Origin of the sequence: uncultured Aquimarina sp., assembly GCF_947500065.1 — a bacterium.
Classification (GTDB): Bacteria; Bacteroidota; Bacteroidia; order Flavobacteriales; family Flavobacteriaceae; genus Aquimarina.
The window spans coordinates 435,111-460,030 of sequence record NZ_CANMQT010000004.1 but is presented as its reverse complement, the minus strand read 5'-3'; the positions used below and the strand labels follow the sequence as shown (position 1 = coordinate 460,030).

Sequence of the window (24,920 nt, the reverse complement as noted above, 5' to 3'; positions counted from 1 at the left end):
AACATGCAAACATCCTTAACACATAAATTAAAAAGTATTTCTTCTTTTGATGAATATAAAAAAAGCTATAACAGAAGTGTTTCAGATCCTGAATCTTTCTGGTCAGAAATTGCAGATACTTTTGGTTGGCACCGCAAATGGGATAAGGTATTGGAGCACGATTGGACAATTCCTAAAACAAAATGGTTTACCAATGCCAAGCTTAATATTACTGAAAACTGTTTAGATAGGCATTTAGAGCATAATGCAGATCAAACAGCAATTATCTGGGAGCCAAATGACCCTGATAAACCTTCTAAACAATATTCGTATAGGGAGTTGCATTCAATGGTTTGCCAATTTGCTAATGTGCTCAAAAATAAAGGGATCAAAAAAGGAGATCGAGTATGTATATATATGCCAATGGTTATTGAACTTACTGTGGCAATGTTAGCCTGTGCCCGAATAGGAGCAGTGCACTCGGTAGTATTTGCAGGGTTCTCATCCGATGCATTAGCTACCAGAATAAATGATGCTTCTTGCAAAATGTTAATTACTGCAGATGGAGCATATAGAGGCACTAAGAATATTCCTTTAAAAAATATTGTTGATGAAGCGCTGCATCGATGCTCATGTATTGATTCTACAATAATTTTGAAAAATACAGCTCAAGATATTAATTGGGTATCTGGAAGAGATTCTTGGTGGCATCTAGAATCAATAGGTGTTTCTGATTATTGTGAAGCCGAAATTATGGATGCTGAAGATCCTTTATTCATTTTATATACTTCTGGATCTACCGGAAAACCAAAAGGAATGGTGCATACTATTGCTGGTTATATGGTATATACCGCCTATTCTTTTCTTAATGTATTTCAGTATAAACAAAGCAATATTTATTGGTGTACAGCTGATATTGGATGGATTACAGGACATAGTTATATAGTATATGGACCTTTAGCGGTTGGTGCAACATCAGTTATTTTTGAAGGAATACCTAGCTATCCTGATTATGATCGATTTTGGCAAGTATGCGAAAAACATAAAGTATCACATTTTTATACAGCACCAACAGCAATTAGAGCATTAAAAAAACATCCTTCTTCGCTAGTCGAAAAATATGATCTTTCTAGTCTTCAGGTTTTAGGAACAGTGGGAGAACCTATTAATGTAGAAGCATGGCAGTGGTATAATGATATAGTTGGCAACAATAATTGTCCTATAGTAGATACATGGTGGCAAACAGAAACAGGAGGAATTATGATTTCTTCATTAGCAGGAATCACACCACAAAAATCAACTTTTGCAACATTACCCTTACCAGGAATTCAACCAACGTTGATAACTCCGGAAGGGATCGAAATACTAGAAACAGAAGCAGAAGGAATACTCGCAATAAAATTTCCTTGGCCGGGAATGGCACGCACAATTTATGGTGATCATGACCGATATAATAAAGTCTATTTTTCAGCATATCCAGGATATTATTTTCCGGGGGATGGAGCATTAAGAGATCAACAGGGGAATTATAGAATTACTGGCCGTGTAGATGATGTGATTATTGTATCTGGCCATAATTTAGGAACAGCACCTATAGAAAATGCAATTAATCAACATCCATTAGTTGTAGAGAGTGCATTAGTAAGTTACCCTCATGAAATAAAAGGTAATGCACTATATGCATATGTCATTACTTACAACAAAGATGAGAAAGAAGAAGAGTTACATACAGAAATAAAGGAAATAGTATCTCGTTTAGTTGGTCCTATCGCAAAACCCGATAAAATTCAAGTTGTTACAGGATTGCCTAAAACTAGAAGTGGTAAAATTATGCGAAGGATATTGAGAAAAATTGCAACAGATGATATCGGAACCATAGGAGATATATCTACTCTTTTGAATCCGGATATAGTGGATGAAATTATTAAAAATAAAAAGTAAACCAATAATAGAAGGAAAGCTAAGCACTTTGATATTGCTTAAAAAATATACACTCAACTTATAAACAAGAATAATATGATTAAAAACTACACTATCAACGATAGCTAATATAATTATTAACCCTTAACACAAACATTTTATGAACTTTTTTAAAAACCTTATCTGGGGAATAGCAATTTTACCAATGCTATTTTTATCCTGTACGAATGAAAACTTTATAGAAAATGAAGGCTTGAACAAAATTGAACCAAACTCAATTAAATCCTCGATTACTGAACCAATAGTATTGGGATATTTTCCTTCCTGGTCAGAGAGTTGGACATCTGGTGATAACGGATCTAAATTAAGAGATATTCCAGAGCATGTAACTCATGTATTCCTAGCTTTTGCCAGACCTAACCTTAGATATCAAAAAGGTTCTTTGGATATAACCAATACAGGGATTCAAACGCCTTATGGTGGAGCAACGTTAAAAGGATCTGTTACAGCATTAAAATCCAAAGGTATTAAAGTCATTTTATCTATTGGAGGAGAAACCTACTGGGGTTCGGATGCAGCTTACAATATCAATTATCAAGAAATAAAAGATTTGGTAGATGATATGGGATTTGAAGGAATTGATTGGGATTTTGAACCAAATGGTAGTTTTGCTACTATAGGAGATCCGATTAATGTTCAGCGATTTATTGACTTTTTTAATAATTCTAGAGCTATTATGCCAAAAGGACAATATCTTCTTGCTTGTGCACCTGCAGGAGTTGGTGCTCTAGGAGGTGTAAACAATGATGATCCTTCATCTCCTTTTGCACATAGTAATCGAAATACGTTATCAGGAGAATCTGATGCAAATCTTTATAATGCAACTACACCAAATCAGGCTATTAGTTTATTTGGATTTGCCACTACAGGCCATATGATACCCGTTATGGAAGCAGTTGGTGATAAAATAGATTTAATAGCATATCAAGGTTATAATACGGGAGCTGCAAGCAATAGAAAAATCATGTATGATGCATATAAACATTATGCGGGAAAATACGGATTTGCAATTGCGGCAGGAACACATTACCCTAATGAACCTTGGGGGCCTTACTATACGTATACTTATGAGAGTATGGCAGGGCTTTCTGCACATATTGCTGCCAATAATTCTAATAATGATGGAATCATGATTTGGCAAATGCTATTGGATGGAGGTTCATCTTCGGCTTATGGATATCTACATATTGCTAGTCAAGTGCTTAATGGAGTATCTCAATCCCAAGCAATTGCAAATGCAGAAAATTATCCAGACTCCCCTTATAATGGAGGCGGCGGTGACGGCGGCGGTGGTGGTAACGGCACAGGTTGTGATAATGCAGCACAGTGGAGTAGTGCGACTGTATATAATGGAGGACAAGAAGCAATTGAACAAAATAAATTATATCGAGCAAAATGGTGGACACAAGGAAACAATCCAAGTTCTAGTACAGGTAGCGGACAACCATGGGAGTTTGTAAGTGACTGTGGAGATGGAGATGGAAACGGCGGTGGCGGAGACGGAGGAGGAACAGGTAACTGTAGCTCTAGTCAATGGAGTTCTTCTACTGCATATAATGGAGGTGTAGAAACTGTGTATCAAAATGCTTTGTATAGAGCAAAATGGTGGACACAGGGAGATATACCATCAGAAAATACAGGTGATGGTAAACCATGGGAGTTTATACAGAATTGCAATTAATTTTTTCTTTTATATAGAATTTAATTAGCCATTTCTTTAATTAAACGATTGTTCTAAGTAAAGACTCCGAAATGTACTTAATCATTATTGAGTTTATGTTCGGAGTTTTTTCAAGAAAACCTAGTCCTTATTCCTAGTGTTTTCTGTCTAGTTTCTTCGAATATCACTCCTATTTGATCTTTTCAACAATGAAGAAACAGTTCAGATAATTCAAAACATAAAAACGTAAATCAAACTTTTTACTCATGAAAAATAATACCTATTATTTATTCAAAAACTCATACTTGCCCATTCCGTTGTTACTCCTAATTATGATATTTAGCAGTAACAATAGCTACGCAAATATTATGGAGCGTAGCAACGTTAATAATGAGATTAATAAAATTATAGAAGAAGCCCTACCCAGAGCTGAATATGCACTGATTCAAAATGATTGTGCAAATACTCCAATCTGGTCCTCAACCAATACGTATACTCAAGGAAATGAAGTACAGCTTAATGATAATAAATATATTGCTAATTGGTGGACGCAGGATAATCCCGAAACTAATAATGGACCTACAGGTAGTGGCCAGCCATGGACTTTAATCGGAGCTTGTGGAGGACAAAATCAATCACCAATAGTTAGTATTACACTTCCTGCTAACGGAACTGTTTTTGACCAAGGTGATAACATTGTAATAACCGCCGATGCTTCAGATCCAGATGGATCTGTTTCGCAGGTGGAATTCTTTGCTGGTACAACAAGCCTTGGGGTTGATACATCAAGCCCTTATAGTATAAATTGGACTAATGCTGCTGCAGGTAATTATAATATTACTGTTTCGGCTAGAGATAATAACGGAGCAGTAACTACGTCACCAGTAGTTGCAATAACAGTAAATCCTGTTGGACCTCAATCACCTGTTGTAAGTATTACCTCTCCTTCTAATAATGCCAGTTTTATAGTTGGTAATAACATAAATATTACGGCAGATGCTTCAGATACTGATGGTTCTGTAGTTTTAGTAGAATTCTTTCAAGGGGCTACAAAATTGGGCGAAGATATATCTGCTCCATATACTTTTACTTGGTCTGGCGCTGCTGAGGGTAATTATTCATTGACAACTATTGCAACAGATAATGATGGGAACACCACTACGTCTTCTTCTATTGAGATACGAGTTAGACCTACAGGAGGATCAGATGGCGAATTACCAGATAGAGTAATTGTCGGATATTGGCATAATTTTGATAATGGATCTGGTTTTATAAGCCCAGAAAATGTATCCTCTAAGTTTGATGTTGTAAATATTTCTTTTGCTGAACCTGTCTCTGGTAGTACATCTCTTATAGATTTTACTCCTGATGCAGCTAATATTTCTGATGCAGATTTTAGAAGTGGTATTCAAACATTGCAAAGCAGAGGGCAGGAGGTAGTGATTTCTATTGGTGGAGCAAATGGAACGGTACAATTGAATACCATAGCGGAGAGAGATGAATTTGTTAGTTCAATGATTTCAATTATTGAAAACTATGGTTTTGATGGTATGGATATAGATTTTGAAGGACAATCATTGTCACTAAATTTAGGAGATGATGATTTCCGAAATCCAACCACTCCTCGCATTGTTAATCTTATCGATGCTATTAATACAATAACGGATCATTTTGGAAATAAGTTCCTCCTTACTATGGCACCAGAAACATTTTTTGTTCAATTGGGCTATAGTTTTTATGGTGGTATTTCTTCTGGAGCTGATAGAAGAGCAGGAGCTTATCTTCCGGTAATTCATGCATTACGAGATAAACTTACTTTTTTACAAGTTCAATATTATAATTCTGGATCGATTACTGCTTTGGATGATCAATTCTATGCGATGGGAAATGCGGATTTTTATGTATCCTTAGTAGATATGTTGTTAAAAGGATTCCCTATTACTAGAGATGCTTCTAAGTTTTTTCCAGCCCTTAGACAGGATCAGGTTTTGATTGGTCTTCCAGCTAATGCCAATGCAGGTGGTGGATTTGCTCCACCAGCAGAAGTCCATAAAGCACTGGATTATTTAATTAAAGGAATTCCCTTTGGAGGGAACTATACACTTACACAAACCTATCCTAATCTTAGAGGTTTAATGACTTGGTCTGTTAATTGGGATGCCTTTAATAACTTTGAGTTTTCTAACGAACACAGAGCGTATTTAGATGCTTTAGATAGTAGTAATCCACTACCAACAGTAAACATCACATCTCCTTCAAATAATGCCAGTTTTGGAATAGGAGAACCTATTAATATTTCTGCTAATGCATTTGATAATGGTAGCATTACTCAAGTAGCGTTTTTTGCAGATGGTGTAAGTGTGGGGGTCGATACAACTAGTCCTTACAGTATTGTTTGGGATACTGGAGCAATAGGCACGCATAGTCTTACAGCTATTGTTACAGATAATTTAGGAGCTACGGGAGCATCAAGTCCTATATCCATTAGTATTACAAATGATGCTAATGATGTTCCTGTAGTGACTATATCTTCTCCTTTAGAAGGAAGTAGTTTTGATCAAGGAACCAATATTACAATGACTGCAAATGCTGCGGATACCGATGGAACAATTGCGGCTGTAGAATTTTTTGTCGATAATGTAAGCGTTGGAACCGATACTTCTAGTCCTTATAGTATTATATGGAATAATTCGACAATTGGAACTCATAATTTAACAGCCATTGTAACGGATAATGAAGGTGCATTAGGAAATTCTGTGCCAGTAGAAATTATTGTGAATCCAATTTCAAATGAAGGATGTACAGGTATACCAGTATGGTCATCGTCAGCAACATATAACCAAGGCGATGAGGTACAGCTTAATGGTAAAAAATATCTTGCGAATTGGTGGACTCAAAACAATCCAGAGACAAGTAATGGTCCTACAGGAAGCGGTCAGCCATGGACACTGCTAGGACCTTGTTCAGGAGATACGAATCAACCGCCAAGTGTTAGTATTACTTCTCCATCCGCAGGGAGTACATTTGAAGAAAATACAGATATTGAGTTAATTGCCAGTGCTAATGATGATGGGAGTATTACTCAAGTAGAATTTTTTAATGCAAATTCAAGTTTAGGAACCGATACAACAAGTCCATATAGTATTAATTGGACTAATGGTGCTATAGGGAATTATTCTATAACTGCCGTTGCCACAGATAATGATGGAGTTACTAGAACCTCTACTGCAATAAATATCTCAATCGTTGCAGCGTCAAACACCTTATCTGTGTCCTTAACATCTCCAAATGCTGGACAAATATTTACGTTTGGAAATGCTGTTTCGATAACAGCTAATGCATCAGATACAAATGGTACCGTTTCTTTGGTGGAGTTTTTTGATGGTGCTACTAAATTAGGGGAAGATACTACAGCTCCTTATGGAATTAGCTGGTCATCTGGAAGTTTAGGAAATCATTCTCTGACAGCTAGAGCTACTAATAATGATAATGAAACTGTTACTTCTGCTACAGTAAATATTTCTATTACGGACGGTACATCTCCGCCACCGTCGGATCTAGCTAAACATATTATGGTGGGATACTGGCATAATTTTAATAATGGCTCTGCTGTATTGAACTTAGGAGAAGTGTCTACCGATTGGGATGTCGTAAATATAGCATTTGCAGAACCCGCTACTTTTGGTCAAGCAGATATGGCTTTTACACCTAGTACTGATGTTACTACAGATGCACAATTTCGACAAGATGTAGCCTTATTACAAAGTAGAGGGCAAAAAGTACTGATTTCGATTGGTGGAGCTAACGGAAGGATAGAGCTTCTCACACCACAAGATGCTCAGGAATTTGCTAATTCCATGATTGCTATTATAGAAGATTATGGTTTTGATGGAATGGATATCGATCTTGAAGGTACTTCACTTGGATTATCTACTGGTGATACTGATTTCCGAAATCCAACATCTCCTAAAATCACTAATTTTATTGCCGGTACGCAAGCTGTTCTAAATCACTTTGATTCGAGTTTTATTTTAAGTGCTGCACCGGAAACGGCATTTGTTCAAGGAGGAAATAGTACATATGCTGGTTCATTTGGAGCGTATTTACCCGTGATTTATACATTTAGAAATAGACTAGACTATATCCATGTTCAGGATTATAATTCTGGATGTATGCTAGGATTAGATGGCGTATGTTATTCACAAGGTAATGCTGATTTTCATGTAGCAATGACCGAAATGCTATTACAAGGATTTCCCGTTGCAGGTCACGCGACAGGTTTCCCGGCACTACGTCCTGATCAGGTGGCTTTTGGAATACCGGCTTCTCCACAAGCTGCAGGAGGTGGATATACTGCACCAACAGAAGTAAAAAAAGCATTGGATTACCTGATCAAAGGAATTCCGTTTGGAGGGAGATATACGATGGTTAATGCTAACGGTTATCCAGAAATGAGAGGATTAATGACCTGGTCTATTAACTGGGATGTTACTTTTAATACAGAATTTTCATCAAATTACAGACCATACTTTGATACTATTTTAGGTAGAAATGTAACTAGAGAAAATGGATTATTACAACGTAAAATAAGTTTATTTGATGCATACCCTAATCCTGTCAATACAATGGCTAATTTTAGACTTAATTTACAAGAAGAACAGCGAGTTGGTTTGGTACTTTATAACCTTTTAGGCAATAGCGTTAAAGTGTTAACCAATAACGAGTATTTGAAAAAAGGAATTCATGAATATCAATTGGATATGAGTGCTTTCTCAAAAGGAGTATACTTTCTTCAATTGAAAATCGATGGTGAAGCTAGCACTCATAAACTTCTTAAGAACTAATATATAGCTATAATAAGTAAAGAGATCGTTGATAAAAGTTTAAACGATCTCTTTATTTTTATAATCACTTCAAAATATAAATATTCTTAGATGCTTTGATTGTGAAAAATTACTGTTTTAGTATTCGAGAATAGAAAATGTTTTTACCATTTTTTACTTTAATAATGTAGTTCCCAGAGCTTGTGTTTTTTAACAACTTGCTAATATCTATACTTCTTTGATTTTTTTCAATAGATGTATCGTACATTTTGTTTATTAATTTACCGGTAATATCCGAAACCGAAATTTCTGTCTGTTGATTAGCAGTCGCATTATAAGTTAATGTAATAGAGTTACCCGTTGTTGGATTGGGATATATGATAAAGTTGTTTTCAAGTTCAGTATCATCCTTCAGATTAGTATTCTGACGAGATAAGGAACTTATAGTTATATCTAGATTTCCAGGCAAAGACCAATTACCTGCAGCATCTCTAACCAAACTTTTGATTTTTCCATTTTGTCTTCTAATATCTTTGGTAACGGCTGATCCTGCCGTAATGGTTTGAGATTGATTAGCTCTGAATTTATAGACTTTAAGATCATCGAATTCCACACTGGTTTTGTTGGTTCTTAAAGAAATTGAACTTCCTTTCTTGATAGGAGAGGTGTCTGTCCACCTAAGTAATGAAGTGTTATTCCTGAAAATTTCCAGTGCTCCAAAGGAAGGACTATAGGTGATTTTGTAATTAGCCCATTGATTGTCTAAAGAAACATCGCTAATAGCTCTAAAATTCAATTGATTATTTACAGTTTCATAAATTCTAACTCTATTATCTTCTCCGCTAAACCAGATTAAATATGAGTTTCCTCTTTGACTCTGAGTTACATCGTCTGCCATAATATGAATTCCAAATTTTCGAGGACCGTTTGTGGAAATCGTCTTTGCTGAGAATTCATATAGATATGGTAAACCTGAGTTTTGGGATAAGTAAGTATTTAATTTTGTGTTATCAGAAGAAGTGTTAGATTGAAGTAAGTGTCCATTATTGATTGTCCAATTACCAGCTCCTAAGCTGTATCCAGAATAAAAGATATTAAAATTGTCATTAAAAAATCCATTGCCACGATTAGCATACCAATTATTACCATATTTTTCTAAAGCCTGATAGAACCTTCTAGTAACGCCTATATTATCGTTGTCGGTAAAATTAGTTGTAAAATCTCCTGACTGTGTGTTGCCACCTAATGCAGAAATGGTAGTAGTAGGAGCAATAGTATCTCCAGAGCCTCCGCCACCTGTACAGGCGCTGTTTAGATCATTTTCAAGAGCTGTTAAATATGCATCTGTAAAACGATTTCTCCAGGTATCATTAAGCAATTTATTTGCATCCGAAGTATCTACAAAACCAATCTCATTTAATACACCAACTGCATTATTACTAACTAATACTCCCAAATGAAATATAAAGGATGCATCCTCTACAGACCTTCGGTCTCTCCATTGACCTTTTTCTACCATTCTATTCTGAATTTCTCGAGAGAATCTACTGTTATCAGCATCGCGAGAATTACTTCGGTTACACCAAAAAGTTTCTGTTCCCGTGCCACCTCCTGCATTACAATGAATACTAATAAAGCGGTCCGCTCTAAGGCTATTGGATAATGCACGTCTTTGTGCAAGACTTGGATTACTATTGCGAATCGTTCTTGTTAATCGAACGCTCCAACCGTTACAGCTACTTTCTATTTTGTCACGAAGTTTTAAACCTACGGATAATGCAGTGGCATGTTCTGTATCCGTTCTGCCATCTGGATTACTTCCATCCGCTGCATATCCATGTCCAGGATCAATCAGAATGACTTGTCCGAAACACTCTGAAGTGCTTAAGAAAAAACAAGTAAGTAGTATCGAGATAATAGTATATATTGTTTTCATGTCTTTATCTTTTTATATTGAAATCAGCAATAAAAATTCTTCCAGATTTTTCATCTGAATACGCTATTTTCTTTCCATTTGGAGAAATATCAGCATACATTTCAATAATGTCATCCGAAAAAGTTAATTGAGTTCTTTTTATTGATTTTACAGTGGTTAAGAATAATTCCGAAGAAGTAATAGTATGCCCATCACTACTTTTATCTTCAAAAGTTATAATGGCGCTACTATCAGGAAGCCAAGCGGTCACTAAGCCATTTCCTGCGTATTTTCTTTTTTCATTTCCGGTAAGATCATATATGTATATAGATGCACCTTCATGAACAGCTACCATTTTACCGTTTGGAGATAGTAATGGATGATAAAATTGTCCATCTTCTGGGGTTATTATTTGTGGTTTACCTTTGCTCTCTTCTTTAACTTCGAGTTTTGCGGTCTCTAGATTTATATATACTTGAAGTTGTTTTCCGGGTTTTGTTTTGGTGTTATCAGGATGAATGTTCTGTTCGAACTTTTCATTTCTACTGAGGATATCAATACTTTTTACTTTTACATCTGCAAAATATCCATTTGATGGTTTTTCTCTGAAAATAATCTTTGTTCCATCGGCTGACCAATTAGCGAGGTATCCTATTCCATCACCATTTTTTATAGATTGAATTTGATTTTGGTTTTTTAAATCAAGGATCAGTAGTTCATTATTATGATGATTTGTAATTAATAGTTTATCTCCTTGAGGAGACCAAACAGGACTGCTAAATTCTCCTTCACTAGTTATCGGAATACTGTTAGATATTACCTGAGATTGGACGGAATAATTCAGTATTAGGCATAAGAGTATGCATGATAGTTGTTTTATGGTTTTCATATGATGTTTGTGTTTTTGAGGTTATGTTCTACGAGTTATTTTGTAAGGAAAAGGGTTCCCGATAAGTTGTCTTATCATAATTGTTAACCAAAAAACATAGGAACCCTTTTACACACACATTAACTAACTTAATTTTTGATAACAGAAATTACTTTAGAACCTCTGTCATTGCTCACTTTAATGAAATATTGACCATTTTGAATGGATGTGAAATAATTACTAAGATCTATAGATTGGTTACCTGCTTCTTTGGTATATTCTCGAAAGGATTTTATTGTTCGACCTGTAATATCTGTAATGGATATAGCGGTATAAGAAGTTGCAAAGGATGAATAGCTGAGCGTTAGGTCAGTTCCTTTTGTTGGGTTAGGATAAACTTCTATATGATTGTCGATAAAAGTATCATCCTGAATGCTTGTGTTTTGACGCGTAAGCGAACTGATGGTAATATCCAGATTCCCTGGAGAAGACCAATTTCCTGCCGCATCTTTAACTAAACTTTTTATTTTACCATTTCTTCTCCGGATATCTTTACTAACACTTGATCCTGCAGATACTGTTGTAGAAGCATCGGCTCTAAATTTATAGACTTTGAGATCATCAAATTCTACACTGGTTTTGTTTGTTCTTAAGGAGATTGTACTACCGTTTTTGATAGGAGAAGGGTCTGTCCATTTTAATATGGATGTGTTATTCCTAAAAACTTCGATAACACCAAATCCAGGACTGTATGTGATCTTATAATTTGCCCATTTATTATCCAATGGAACATCATCAATAGCTCTAAAATTTAATTGATTATTTATAGTTTCATAGATTCTTACTTTGTTGTCTTCTCCACTAAACCATATCAAGTAAGAGTTTCCTCGCTGGCTTTGGTCAGGAGTATCGGCCATAATATGAATCCCAAATTTTCTTGGCCCATTTGTAGATATCGTTTTCGCAGAAAATTCATATAAATAAGGGAGTTCGGAGTTTTGTGATAAGAATGTATTTAGTTTTGTATTGTCAGAAGAAGTGTTGGATTGACGTAAGTGTCCGTTATTGATCTCCCAATCACCAGCTCCTTTGGTATATCCAGAGTAAAATATATTGAAGTTGTCATTAAAGAATCCATTACCACGATTTGCATACCAATTACTACCATATTTTTCTAATGCTTGGTAGAATCTACGTGTCACTCCCACGTTATCATTATCATTAAAATTGGCGATAAAATCACCAGATTGTGTAGTTCCACCAACAGCGCTGATCGATGTTGTTGGAGCTTGTGTATCGGCAGAGGATCCAAAAGAATTTTGGGAACGGTAGATATAATTTTGTCTAGGTTGTCCGGCATCAACGAAAGATCCCGGAGTAGGAGAATTTCCTCCTGCTGCTCTCCACTCAAAATGGATATGATCACCTGTTGATCCACCAGTGGTACCTTCTAATGCGATTACTTGTCCTTTTTGTACTGATTGCCCTTGACTTACTAATAATGTTTTGTTGTGGGCATAGTAGGTGCGCGTACCGTCGCTGTGTCTTACAATAACTAATCTACCATAACCGCTTGATAAACTCCCACTAATTCCAGAAAAAGAAATGGTACCGGCTGCTGATGCTCTTACATTATCATCTCCAGAAAGGGAAGTAGCAAAATCAATTGCTTGATATCCATGATGACCACCAGGTGTAAAAAAACCGCATTGTCCTACAGGACTATGTGATCCTGTAGGACCAGGAGTTCCATGTCTCGACACACAGTTTTCCTTTCCGAAATCCCAAGGTAAGTAGTAGGATAAAGCAGATTTTTGATTAGCTGAGGTATCTTTGCTATTTTTAGAATTGATGTTCCAACCCAAGATTTCCATATGATTTCCTGGGGAGGATGTAATAGTCTTACTTTGTTTAGTATCGATATGATATTCATAGATAATATCTGAAATGCCGTGTAAATAATCTAACTTCTTTTCATTAGATCCAGAAAATATAAAATGATCTCTTTGTGGCGAAAGTAGCGGAGTTGACTTATACTGAAAGGGAAGTACAAGCTTACGAAGATTATTCGTTTGTATATCATAGATAAAAATTCCTTCGTGCTCCTCGGCAGCGTCTAGATATATACCTTCAACGAAAATTTGGTTAGGATTTTTAGACCAAGCGATAGGTTTTAAAGCAATATCTTTTCGGTTTTCATTTGTTTTGCTTTGCAAAGTGGTTAACTGTTTATTTTTCAAATTCACTTTGCGTAAGTTAAAAGCACCTCCGATTTGTTCTCTTTCGAGATAAATCCATATCACCGGATTATGAGGACTCTGTAAACCTTGGAAAAAATCAAAATTAGGAGACGCTTTTACATCATTAGAGATGTACTTTATATCTTGTACTATATTATCAATTTTGGAGGTAATATGTAAAGAAGACTTTTTTCGATTTAATAATCGTTGGTCTTGATCTTCTATATTCTGAGTGAATAGTTGTTGGTTTTTTCTAAGAATCAGCTCCTGAGCATTTGTTAATGAAGCGTACAATAATAAAGCTAATAAAGCTTTTAGTGTAATGTTTTTCATAATGATGAGTTTGTGTGTAGTAAGTCCTTAATAAACTAATAAATTCAAAAGATTATTAGGATTGTTAGTTTTAAACTCGAAAATTATAAACTCTATTTATGAAAAACATGGGTACATATACTCATTTTTAATGATACACGTCTTTTAATTTCATAGTGTATTTAAAAAGCGCATTACTACCTGTAATTTGCAATTTTTTACAAATATTTTGCCGATGGTTTTTTATGGTTTTTTCACTTTTGAAAAGGTCAACAGCTATTTCTTTATTGGTTTTTCCTAAAGATACCTGGTTTAGTATTTTTACCTCTGTTTTTGATAATTGATCATATGACTTATCTGAAACTCCCAGAATAGGATTCGCTTTTTCTTTCCACCATGATTCCCTGAATCTTCGGCTGATATACGGCTTGTTTTGGATAGCTCTACCTGCACATTTCGTAAGATTTTCTACAGTATCCGCTTTGTAAAGAATCCATTTAATCTCTAAATGCTTAAGTTCTTTAATTAACCATTCTTCTAAAACGAAAGCCATAATGACAATCTTAGTTCTGGTGGCATGAAGCTTTGTGTATTTTGCTAATTCGATTCCAGAATTATTAGAATTTAAAGTAGCGTCAATAACGATAAAATCGGGTTGGTTATTTACAATAACCTTTCGCAGATTTTCTAAATCACTAATATCTTCATATAAGTTAAACTTCAAGTTTTTTGGAGCCTCTAACATAGCTCTGATTCCTAATCTTTTTAAGGGATCATCATACGCAACAACAACATCATACTCTTTCATATTTCTTTTGGGATTTATTGATAAAATGTCAACAATAATTCTGGTTCAGTAATAGAATTTATTGTTGTGATAATTTAATTACAGGCTGTTATTAGAAAGCTACTGAAACAGGTGTTTTTGCGAAAAAGAAATTGAGATAGAAACGATATAGAAAAAGCCTTGGGTGTGGTTTGATTTTTTCATTCGTGTTAAGTTTATGTGTGAACCTCATAAAATTAAATCTTATTTGTCTTCATTTAACTTTAGGATTTAGTTTTTCGATATAAGGTTGTCTTTTTTGGCTGAAGATAAAACCATCAAGTCACTGTTAAGTATGTTGTTACGTAACACCTGAATTATGCAAGAAAAGCAAATAGTCTAGCTTTTTAGTAGGTTTTGGATATTGGTAGTTTAGGATCAGTATGTTTAATAAAGTAAGTTTTAACTTACTTCCGGCACAAGTATTTTACTTCTAAAAAAACTTCAAAACGACTATTTTTGAATGATTCTACTTGTATTTTAACGTGATAAACCTCTGAAATCAAACTTTTTTAAGCGAAATAGTTTTGTTGATAGAACAAATAGAGAGCTTTACATTAACTCTTCTTTCTGATCTGTTTATAATCCTGAATAGATAAATTCGAATTGATATACTTTTTTATTTGATCAAAACTTAGGGTAACATTTCTAGAGGAAATGATACCAACTAATAGTATTAATAACTTAAAACAATTTCATTATGCTAAAGAACATTTTAAATTTAGAGGGTGCTACCACAATAAAAAGGAAGGATCAAAAGTCTATTACCGGAGGAGGAATAGAGGAATATTTGGCTGAAGGTGGAGGTGGTGGTGGTGGAACCGGTCCTTGTAATGCAATTTGTCCTGGTGGAGTTGTAGTATATTGTCATCATAATTGTAGAAGTGTTCCAGGACAGGGATGCTATAATGGTAATGTCTTCAATTCTTGTCCTTAAAAGAATTGTATTCTTATAAAAGAAAAAATCCTTTGCTTGTAATGAGCAAGGGGTTTTGTTATTTCTGAACGTATCATCACGGTACGCTATAAACTAAGTTAAGTTTTCTATTTCTTATAGTAAGTTTTGAAGGACAATTTTTATGTCAAAGACAATTAAAGATATATGACGTAAATTCTGTTGATGACTGGATTTGCTTTAATTTTACGGAAAAATAAGGTTTAATAAAACCAATGAAATCACATAGTTGTAATATGAACATTAGATACGATCTTCCTAAAGAGGTTTGGGAAAAGATCGAAATAGTGTATGCTCAGATGCCGGGATGGTTGGGTTTTGGAAAAGATGGTGAAGGAGAGGAAGGTATTCCATATTGGTTTAGTTTTAAGGAAGAAGAAAAATATATTGTAGCTTCTATCGAACCAAGTGGGCTTCAGTTTGAAGGGTATATGGATGAAGAAGATTGGTTATCTTGGAAAATCCTTTTTAAGAAGGTTGCGACCGAAGTTTTGGGATTCAAAGTAGGAGAAATTGAAGAAGGTGAAGTTGGAGGTGATATAGAATGGATTAAATAATATAAAGAAATAAGCCGATGATTGTAATCTATAAAAACAGGGGGATATTAGTACCTGTATACTTGGTAGTTTCGTTAGTAAGTACTTCGATCTTAAATACCATTTTAAAGAAATATATAGGATGGATATTTGCTACAAATTATGATTCTCAAATAGTAATGGGAATAGGGCTAGTTATTTCTGGTTTATGGACTTATTTTACAAGTGAAGATCATATTATGGTAGATGGGGAAAAAGAGAAAATCTTTATGAATAATCACTTTTTTTATATTTCAATGAAGTTGTGGAGTTATATTATGCTTGGATTTGGAGTATTGACCTTACTTAGTGGGATCGTAGAAACGATTACTTTGTGAAATTTAATAAGCGGATGGGGAAATTTTTAATAAGACCTTATATTTTGTTTTTGGTGTTGATGTCATTACTTATTTTAATAGGTGTCAACAAGAGTGAATATACATTAGATATATACATCTATGATACTTATTACGTTTTACTTCAAAAGGATATCTTATTTGGTTTTGCTATTATTTCTGGGTTAATAGGTCTTGTATATTGGATATTGCTAAAGTTGAAATTTAAACTATTAACTATTTTAAATATACTACATTGGATTTTTACTATAATTGGTATTCTCGATTTGTTCTATATCTCTTGGTTTTTAAATCCTGATATTTTATCAAGAAAAGCATATTATACCAACACAAGTATGCCTGATTCTACTATGTTTTATGGATTTGCCTTTCTTGTAATCGGTCAGTTGATTTTTATTTTTAATATTGGTTTGGGGCTTTTTAATAGTAAAAAGAATAACAGTAAAAGGAAATAATACTATGACTAGAATTAAAGTGTTTTCTCTATTGATAATGGCATTAGGAGTGATCGTGTTTTTCTTCGGAATACTATTTAGAATAATGCACTGGCCGATACAATATTATCTACTTATATCTGGACCCATCCTGTTTGTTTTGGGAATTGGCTTGCTACTAAAAGACAATAAAGTTGAATAGATTGATGATTAGAAATAAATAACTTAATAAATCAATGAAAATAGTATTCTGGATTCTTTATGTTTTTGTGATAATTGGAGCAATTTTTTCTTTAATCTTGATTGCTGCAGGTAATAGACCATGCTCTGGTGATGGTTGCATGATCCAGTTTCTATACATAATAGGAACCCCTTTATTAGTATTGTTTGGGATATTGTTTTTCTTTATGACAAGAATAATAGTAAAACAGTGGAGATCGAAGATGAAATAAACAGATAAATACTCTATGAAACGTAATTTTTGTTTTATAACATTCTTTGTGTTAATTTTTAGTAATCTCACGTATAGTCGGGATACGATGTATGTTATTCCTGAAGATTTTGGATTGATCTTTAATAATACACCTATTGATCAGGTAATGAAAATTGGATGAAGATTAGAAAAGCCTTTATCAACACTTAAGTTGATAAAGGCTTTTCTTTTACAGATATTTAAAAGCCAAGCACTTCACTGCATATTGAACGACCATCGCAATATGTAGAAAGAGCTCTTTCTATTTGATTGTCATTGTTATAATGCGCTGTCCAAGTCCCTGCGTGTTCTAGACAGCTACATTGATAAAACGTACCTCCTCCAATTTGGCTTTGTTGTTTTTTACTTAGAATGGTGACATTCGAAGGTTTTAGAAATGAAAAATTCATGTTTTTTGGATTTTAATATAAGTACTAGACTATTATGGTTTTTGAAAAGTGACCATTGGATTAATAAAAGTTATAAAATTAAGTACAAGCCCCTCCGCAACTAACGGCATAGCCACAGTCCATACACCATTGATACGAATTGTCATCAGCTCCTTGCCAACAACCGTCGTGTAAATCCAGTACTCTGGCAACATCAATCGCATCACATGTAACGGATCCTCCTTTAATAATTCTTTGTTGTGTCTTATTTAAGACAGCTACTCCATCTAATTTTAGAATGTTTTTTAACATGATATAAAAGTTTTAGAAGAATGAATTTAGCATATATTGTGTTGTTTTTTCCCACCCGGAAAGGGTAGTTTTTTTAATAACTCAGCTGAGTATTGATTTTGAATATTAAGAATTTACTAAAAGTTTAATAAAACCAATGAAATCATATAGCTGTAATGTGAATGTCAGATATGATCTTTCTAAAGAGATTTTAAGAAACGTCAAAAGTGTTTATGAATAGATACCTGGAAGATTGGGTTTTGGAAATGACGTAGCGTCAAGAAAATGTCTGGTAGACATTTTTAGTGAACGAGCCAGCTGGCGCGTATGCCGAATCCTCCGGATACGCAAAATCCCGCCATTTGGCGGGATTAAAGTGGAGTCGGAGAGGGCTGAAGCGATCAGGAAATGTCCTGTGGACATTTACAGCGTAAGAGCCAGTTGATGCGGCTGCCGAATCCCCCGGATACGCAAAATCCCGCCATTTGGCGGGATTAAAGTGGAGTCGGAGGGATTCGAACCCTCGTCCAAACAAGTAATACAATAGCTTTCTACACGCTTAGTTTTTGTTTAATTTTCGTCGATATGAAAGACCAAAAACCGCCAACGTATCGCTTATTCTCAATTAAATTTCGAAACTATATCAAGATACTATAGCTTCTAGGTTTACTTTTACGATACTCAAAACCAAACGCCATAAACCAAGGCTTTTGAAGAGTATCCTGCTTGTCTACCTTGTAGACCGAGGCATTATCCTACTAAAATTCAGATTATGCAGCTAGGGCGTAGTTATTCTCGCCGTTTAAAAAAGTTGAAATATGATATTTACGAGCTATATCCCAGCGCTCGACGTGCTTACCACTCTATTAATCTCGCTGTCAAAACCAGTCGACCCCGATTGTAATTAAAAGTTTGAAACTAAGAATTTTAATTATTTTGATAATCTCAATAAATTCTGAACTCCTCACTTAAAATGGATGGCAAATATAATCATAATTGTCATATCTTTGCCGCGCTTTTACATAAACAAAATACATACCAAAACTATATGACGACATTCGGAATTATCAAAGAACGTAAAAACCCGCCAGATCGTCGGGTAGTCTTCTCACCAAAAGGTCTTACTGACACAGTATCAAAGTTTTCTAAGGCTTCTTTTAGGGTAGAAAGTTCTGATATCAGGATTTTTAGCGATGCAGATTATAAAGCCGCGGGTTTTGAGATTACTGATGATCTTTCTGATACAGAGGTATTGTTAGGTGTAAAAGAAGTTCCGATTGATGCGTTAATCCCTAATAAAAAATATTTTTTCTTTTCGCATACAATCAAGAAACAACCCTATAATAGAACGTTGTTAAAAGCAATCTTGGATAAAAATATAGAGCTATATGACCACGAGGTAATTATTAATCAAAAAGGCTTTAGACTTATTGGTTTTGGTAGATATGCTGGTATTGTTGGTGCCTATAATGGTTTTAGAGCCTTAGGCATGAAGAATGATAGTTTTCAGCTTCCTAAAGCAGAAACATTGCCAGATCAAAAAGCATTAGAATCAGAGTTATCTAAGATCAATTTACCAAATATAAAGATTGTACTTACCGGAAAAGGTAAAGTAGGATGTGGTGCCAAAGAAATTCTGGATGCTATGAAGATTAAAGAAGTCTCCGTTAGTGAATATCTAACTACTACTTTTGATCAACCCGTATATACGCAGATTGATGTATTGGATTATAATAAACGTAAAGATGGGCAAGTGATTGATAAAAGGGATTTTTATAACAATCCTCAAGAATATGTCAGTGACTTTATGAGATTTGCCAAAGTTAGTGATATGTATATCGCTGGTCACTTTTTTGGAGATGGAGCTCCTTTTATTTATACCAGAGAAGATGCAAAGTCTGCGGATTTTAATATTAGCGTGGTAGCGGATGTGTCTTGCGATATTGATGGTCCTGTTGCTACAACAATAAGATCTTCTACGATTGCTGACCCAATTTATGGATACCATCCTGGTAAGGAAGAAGAAGTAGATTATAAGGACCCAGAAGCCGTTGTAGTGATGGCAGTAGATAATTTGCCTTGTGAGTTACCTAAAGATGCTAGTGAAGGTTTTGGAGAGATGTTTTTAACACATGTAATACCTGCATTTTTCAATAATGATGCTGATGGGGTATTGGAGCGTGCAAGAATGACACAAGATGGTAAATTAACCGATAGATATGCTTATCTGCAGGATTATGTAGATGGAAAAGAATAGTTTTATACAACACAAATTATATTAAAAAATGACTACTCAGGAACTTGTTGATCAAATTTGGAAAAAGAAATCTTTTTTATGTGTGGGGTTGGATGTAGATCTTACTAAAATCCCGAAACATTTATTAGAAGAAGAAGATCCGATTTTTGAGTTCAATAAAAAAATCATTGATGCTACCCATCATCTGGCAGTAGGGTATAAACCGAATACTGCTTTTTATGAAGCGTATGGGTTGAAGGGGTGGAAATCTTTAGAAAAGACGATACAGTATTTAAATACTAATTATCCTGAGGTTTTTACTATCGCAGATGCGAAACGAGGCGATATTGGGAATACCAGTGCTATGTATGCTAAAGCATTTTTTGAAGACCTTCAGTTTGATTCGGTTACTGTTGCTCCTTATATGGGTAAAGATTCTATAGAACCATTTTTAGGATTCGAAGGAAAGCATACTATTATGCTGGCACTTACTTCTAATCAAGGTGCTTTTGATTTTCAAACTAAAAATGTAGATGGCAGAGAGTTGTATAAACAAGTATTAGAAACTTCTAAAGACTGGAAGAATTCTGAAAACTTGATGTATGTAGTAGGAGCTACTAAAGCAGAATACTTGGCAGATATCAGAAAGATTATTCCAGATAGTTTTTTATTGGTTCCAGGAGTTGGTGCTCAAGGAGGAAATCTGCAAGATGTTTGCAAATATGGAATTAATGATCAGATTGGATTGTTAATCAATTCATCAAGAGGAATTATATATGCTTCGAATGGATTAGATTTTGATATAGTTGCTGGTGAAAAAGCTAAGGAACTTCAGCAGCAAATGGAAGAAATATTAAAAGATAAAAGATAAAAAAAGGAAATTGAATATTAGTTCAATTTCCTTTTTCTTTTAAATCAACAACTTCGAGGAAATAACCCTCGAAGAGGGATTTAAAAAATTAACGCCTATTGGCTTTAAATACTTGTTTCGCATATCCTACAAGTCCATATGTGATAAAAAATACAATAAGTGATAAAAAGCCGTAAAAAATAATGTTAAGTAATACTGAATCCATAGCCCCAAGATTTTAAAATTAATATTCTTTCCTACAATATAAGAGTTTTATGTAGGAATTCCTAGTTTTAAAAGTTTAATTATTAAGGGTTTATGATTTTTTTATGATTGTTAGATAGTTTCATAAGTACGTTAAGAAAGAAGGTGTGATATATACAGATCAATTAGGTAGAACTATAAAAGTGCCACAAACTCCTACAAGGATCATATCGTTGGTTCCTTCGCAGACTGAACTTCTGGTTACCTTGGGCTTGTCTGATGAAATAGTAGGTGTAACCAAATTTTGTGTACATCCGAATTCCATAAGAAAAGAAAAGAAGGTAATAGGAGGTACTAAGAATATTCATCTGGATAAAATTCGTGAATTGAATCCTGATATTATTTTGTGCAATAAGGAAGAAAATACAAAAGAGATTGTTGAAGTATTAGAAAAAGAATATCCTGTTCATGTTTCTGATGTAAGTACTATTGAAGAGTCTTTAGAATTAATTCATCAGTATGGTGAGATCTTTACAAAGACAAACCAAGCTAACACTTTAATCTCTGAGATTAGATCAGAATTGAAGAGTTTTTTAGATTTTGTGAAAAATAAACAACAGAAGAAGGTTGCATATTTTATTTGGCGTGAACCCTGGATGGTTGCAGGTAAAGGTACTTTTATTCATCATTTGTTAGAGATCAATGGATTTATAAACAAGTATGGGAATAAGGAACGTTATCCAGAAATCCCTAAAGAAAAATTAACAAACTTGGAGGATCTGGATCTTATCTTGTTGTCGTCAGAACCTTTTCCTTTCTCTGAAGACCATAAGAGTGAAATGGCTAAAATAGTTCCAGGTTCTAAAGTGATTTTAGTAGATGGGGAATATTTTTCTTGGTATGGATCTAGACTAGTAGGCGCATTCAGTTATTTTAGGACACTTCACTAGAATGAGAGCGTTGAACAATACATTAATTACTGTTAACACTACTTACTTTGAAGACTAAGTCCACTATCTTTACCTAATTAATCTGTTTATGCTTAACTATTCTATATATCATCATCCACAGAATACCAATTGGATAACTTTTGTTCATGGAGCAGGAGGTAGTTCTTCTATCTGGTTTAAACAAGTTAGAGAGTTTAGAAAACAGTATAATGTATTACTACTGGATTTAAGAGGCCACGGTGATTCTAAACCAGCAATCAAAGATGCTTTCAATTCTAAATACACCTTTGATTCGATTACAGAAGATATTGTAAAGGTGATTGATAAAGAAAACATAAAGTCATCCCATTTTATAGGAATCTCTTTAGGTACTATATTAATAAGAAATTTAGCAGAAAAGTATCCAGAACGAGTAAACAGCATGATTATGGGAGGAGCCATAATGAAATTAAACTTAAGATCTCAGGTTTTGATGAGGCTAGGTGTTGTTTTTAAATCGGTGGTTCCTTATATGTTTTTATATAAGTTTTTTGCTTTTATTATCATGCCTAAAAAAAACCATAAGCAGTCTAGATTACTTTTTGCCAATGAGGCTAAAAAATTATATCAAAAAGAGTTTATAAGATGGTTTAAGCTAACTTCTGAGATCAATCCTTTATTACGTTTTTTTAGAGATAAGGATATTAAAATACCTACACTTTATGTTATGGGAGAAGAAGACTATTTATTCTTACCATCCATAAAAAAGGTAGTTTCTACCCACGAGTTTTCTAATCTTTTTGTTGTTAAGAATTCAGGTCACGTAGTTAATGTCGAACAGCCAGAAGTTTTTAATGAAGAATCGCTGTCTTTTATAAATCAATTTTCCGTTTAAAATTGATTACTACTGATGTTCTATTTTTTTGATTTCCGCTAAAATCTGATTTGCTTCATCGTGCAAACGATCACTCTTTTCTTTATTTTTAATAGCTAGATTATAAGCACTTTTCATTAGCCTGCAATACTGTTTTTGCAGTTTTTTGAGATCAGTTTTATCTTTAGACCAATTAAACATTATTTGTTCTCTTTTCTTTTTTTTACAAAGGTATTGGTTAATGAGTCAAACGATTCTTAAGAGCTAGTTAAGTTTAGCTAATAGAATACTAAAAAGGATAGAGTGATGTAATATCGCTCTATCCTTTTTAATAAATAATTTAATAGTTTAGTGTATCTAGTACCCGTCGTTTTGTTCAAGGTTAGGGTTTACATTTCTTTCTCTTTGTGGTATTGGTAGCACTAATCTGCTATCATCAAAAGGTAATGCTCCAACAGGAATTTCTAATCTTTTAAAATCATGAAGTTTATGTCCTTCGAATGATAATTCACGTAATCTCTCAAGAATAATGTCTACATATGTTAAGTCTGTTAATGCAAATGCATTAGATCTTGTTCTCACAGTGTTGACATCATTGATAGGGTCTGTTCCTATGGCAGTACCCAAAACAAAATTAGATTCAGCTCTTATTAGATACATTTCAGGTAATCTAATAAAAGGTATGTTAGCATTACCAAAAATCCACTTGAATGATGCAATACCAGATCCTGTTTCGTTATCAATGTAAAAGAAACCAGCTCTTAGATCATTGAAATCATCAAATATCCCAAAAAACGCATCTTCGATTGATATGTCAGGATTTCCTGGTCTTCCTCCGAATCGATCTGTAGCCCAAAATGTATTCATACTATTTGCACCATCTGAATCAGTTACTTGCCAAGCGAAAATATCTTCTGTAGAGTTATCATCATTGTTATAAGCATCATCAAGAACTGCTGTTAGTAAGAACCTTCCTGATTGTAATACCTCATTAGATAAATCTCTTGCTTCTTCATAATTACCAATTTGCAATTGTATTCTTGCTAATAAAGCTTTGGCTGCATTAGCAGAAGCAAAAACACCATTTGTTTCAGGGAGTAATGTAATTGCGTCCTCTAGATCATTAATGATAAATTCATATACTTCATTAATTGTATTTCTTGATGGATAGGTAACGTCGTCATATCGAATAACAGGAACCTTTACAATAGGTACACCAAGTTCTCCTCCATTAATTCCATTGTTATTGTGTTTTGAGAAAAATCGCACTAAATCGAAATAGGTTACAGCTCTTAAAAATTTAGCTTGACCTTCTACAGAATTTTTGCGATCTAGGTTTTCAAACACATCTAAATTATCAAGAACAATGTTAGTTTGGTTACTTATATCATATCCATTTAGCCATAAGTTGGCTACAAAGGTATTGTTCGTATTGATCACTTTCATGTTAAATTCACCTGGATCAGTGAATGTTCCATTCCATTTTAATTCTTGATCGTTTGCTAATAGTTCAGCGATGGTATAAATCTGACCGCCATAACTAGCTCCTTGCCCAGCTTGGGCATATGCCCCAACAAGAATATTGATTACTTTTTCTGGAGTATCAAAAGCGTCATCAGTCGTCAATGACTGACTAGGATCAATGTCTAACTGATTTTCGCAGCTTACCGCAATTACAGAAAGAGCGAATACGATTACTATTTTTATATATGTTTTCATTGTTTTTTACTTTAAGGTTTTAGCATTAAATTT

21 protein-coding genes and 1 other RNA gene are annotated in these 24,920 nt (G+C 34.2%); 13 read left to right on the top strand and 9 right to left on the bottom strand.

Features of this window, described 5'->3' with window-relative positions:
• The first annotated feature begins 3 nt into the window (after positions 1-3).
• The 3 genes from acs (at position 4) to Q0975_RS14825 (ending at position 8,463) form a co-directional block, all read left to right on the top strand.
• Positions 4-1,920 (top strand): acetate--CoA ligase, encoded by a 1,917-nt coding sequence (gene acs, locus Q0975_RS14835; RefSeq protein ID WP_299437982.1) that lies wholly within the window; start codon positions 4-6, stop codon positions 1,918-1,920.
• A 139-nt stretch (positions 1,921-2,059) separates the two neighbouring features.
• Entirely contained in the window at positions 2,060-3,640 is a 1,581-nt protein-coding gene (locus tag Q0975_RS14830) for a carbohydrate-binding protein (protein WP_299437980.1), read from the top strand.
• Between the two features lie 245 nt (positions 3,641-3,885).
• On the top strand, positions 3,886-8,463 hold the full coding sequence (locus Q0975_RS14825) for an Ig-like domain-containing protein (protein ID WP_299437978.1): 4,578 nt from the start codon (positions 3,886-3,888) through the stop codon (positions 8,461-8,463).
• A gap of 109 nt (positions 8,464-8,572) precedes the next feature.
• On the opposite strand, the gene Q0975_RS14820 is transcribed toward Q0975_RS14825, so the two are convergent.
• The 4 genes from Q0975_RS14820 to Q0975_RS14805 form a co-directional block, all read right to left on the bottom strand.
• The gene (locus Q0975_RS14820; protein WP_299437976.1) at positions 8,573-10,378 is read right to left on the bottom strand and encodes an N-acetylmuramoyl-L-alanine amidase; all 1,806 of its coding nucleotides are present in this window, start codon (positions 10,376-10,378) and stop codon (positions 8,573-8,575) included.
• Positions 10,379-10,382: 4 nt separating this feature from the next.
• A complete protein-coding gene (locus Q0975_RS14815) occupies positions 10,383-11,246 on the bottom strand; it encodes a hypothetical protein (RefSeq protein ID WP_299437974.1) in 864 nt (287 codons plus the stop codon).
• A gap of 128 nt (positions 11,247-11,374) precedes the next feature.
• Positions 11,375-13,798 carry a peptidoglycan DD-metalloendopeptidase family protein gene (locus Q0975_RS14810; protein ID WP_299437972.1) on the bottom strand — a complete coding sequence of 808 codons (2,424 nt, stop codon included), beginning with the start codon at positions 13,796-13,798 and terminating at the stop codon, positions 11,375-11,377.
• 127 nt (positions 13,799-13,925) lie between these two features.
• A complete protein-coding gene (locus tag Q0975_RS14805) occupies positions 13,926-14,585 on the bottom strand; it encodes a response regulator transcription factor (protein ID WP_299437970.1) in 660 nt (219 codons plus the stop codon).
• Between the two features lie 718 nt (positions 14,586-15,303).
• On the opposite strand from Q0975_RS14805, the gene Q0975_RS14800 reads away from it, so the two are divergent.
• The 6 genes from Q0975_RS14800 (at position 15,304) to Q0975_RS14775 (ending at position 17,537) form a co-directional block, all read left to right on the top strand.
• Positions 15,304-15,540 (top strand): hypothetical protein, encoded by a 237-nt coding sequence (locus tag Q0975_RS14800; protein WP_299437968.1) that lies wholly within the window; start codon positions 15,304-15,306, stop codon positions 15,538-15,540.
• Positions 15,541-15,794: 254 nt separating this feature from the next.
• Positions 15,795-16,115, top strand: a complete 321-nt coding sequence (locus Q0975_RS14795; protein ID WP_299437966.1) for a hypothetical protein — start codon at positions 15,795-15,797, stop codon at positions 16,113-16,115.
• A gap of 17 nt (positions 16,116-16,132) precedes the next feature.
• A complete protein-coding gene (locus Q0975_RS14790) occupies positions 16,133-16,471 on the top strand; it encodes a hypothetical protein (RefSeq protein WP_299437964.1) in 339 nt (112 codons plus the stop codon).
• 14 nt (positions 16,472-16,485) lie between these two features.
• Positions 16,486-16,944, top strand: coding sequence for a hypothetical protein (locus Q0975_RS14785; protein ID WP_299437962.1), 459 nt, complete (start codon positions 16,486-16,488; stop codon positions 16,942-16,944).
• 4 nt (positions 16,945-16,948) lie between these two features.
• On the top strand, positions 16,949-17,125 hold the full coding sequence (locus Q0975_RS14780; RefSeq protein WP_299437961.1) for a hypothetical protein: 177 nt from the start codon (positions 16,949-16,951) through the stop codon (positions 17,123-17,125).
• A 265-nt stretch (positions 17,126-17,390) separates the two neighbouring features.
• Positions 17,391-17,537 (top strand): hypothetical protein, encoded by a 147-nt coding sequence (locus tag Q0975_RS14775; protein WP_299437958.1) that lies wholly within the window; start codon positions 17,391-17,393, stop codon positions 17,535-17,537.
• A gap of 58 nt (positions 17,538-17,595) precedes the next feature.
• Here the strand turns inward: Q0975_RS14775 and Q0975_RS14770 are convergent, their stop codons facing one another.
• From Q0975_RS14770 to ssrA, 3 genes are all read right to left on the bottom strand, one after another.
• Positions 17,596-17,805 (bottom strand): hypothetical protein, encoded by a 210-nt coding sequence (locus Q0975_RS14770; RefSeq protein WP_299437956.1) that lies wholly within the window; start codon positions 17,803-17,805, stop codon positions 17,596-17,598.
• 78 nt (positions 17,806-17,883) lie between these two features.
• Positions 17,884-18,096 (bottom strand): hypothetical protein, encoded by a 213-nt coding sequence (locus Q0975_RS14765; protein ID WP_299437954.1) that lies wholly within the window; start codon positions 18,094-18,096, stop codon positions 17,884-17,886.
• Positions 18,097-18,572: 476 nt separating this feature from the next.
• Positions 18,573-18,971, bottom strand: a transfer-messenger RNA (tmRNA) gene (gene ssrA, locus Q0975_RS14760).
• A 152-nt stretch (positions 18,972-19,123) separates the two neighbouring features.
• Between ssrA and Q0975_RS14755 the strand changes: the two genes are divergently transcribed.
• The 4 genes from Q0975_RS14755 to Q0975_RS14740 all read left to right on the top strand — a co-directional run bounded on the left by Q0975_RS14755 (position 19,124) and on the right by Q0975_RS14740 (position 23,189).
• Entirely contained in the window at positions 19,124-20,332 is a 1,209-nt protein-coding gene (locus Q0975_RS14755) for an NAD(P)-dependent oxidoreductase (RefSeq protein WP_299437952.1), read from the top strand.
• 28 nt (positions 20,333-20,360) lie between these two features.
• Positions 20,361-21,182, top strand: a complete 822-nt coding sequence (gene pyrF / locus Q0975_RS14750) for an orotidine-5'-phosphate decarboxylase (RefSeq protein WP_299437950.1) — start codon at positions 20,361-20,363, stop codon at positions 21,180-21,182.
• 350 nt (positions 21,183-21,532) lie between these two features.
• Positions 21,533-22,315: an ABC transporter substrate-binding protein gene (locus Q0975_RS14745; protein WP_299437949.1), complete on the top strand. Its 783-nt coding sequence runs from the start codon at positions 21,533-21,535 to the stop codon at positions 22,313-22,315.
• Positions 22,316-22,403: 88 nt separating this feature from the next.
• Entirely contained in the window at positions 22,404-23,189 is a 786-nt protein-coding gene (locus Q0975_RS14740) for an alpha/beta hydrolase (protein WP_299437947.1), read from the top strand.
• 9 nt (positions 23,190-23,198) lie between these two features.
• Here Q0975_RS14740 and Q0975_RS14735 read toward each other — a convergent pair whose 3' ends face one another.
• Positions 23,199-23,369 (bottom strand): Lacal_2735 family protein, encoded by a 171-nt coding sequence (locus Q0975_RS14735; RefSeq protein ID WP_299437945.1) that lies wholly within the window; start codon positions 23,367-23,369, stop codon positions 23,199-23,201.
• Between the two features lie 156 nt (positions 23,370-23,525).
• Positions 23,526-24,887, bottom strand: a complete 1,362-nt coding sequence (locus Q0975_RS14730; RefSeq protein ID WP_299437943.1) for a RagB/SusD family nutrient uptake outer membrane protein — start codon at positions 24,885-24,887, stop codon at positions 23,526-23,528.
• Positions 24,888-24,920: the final 33 nt, after the last annotated feature.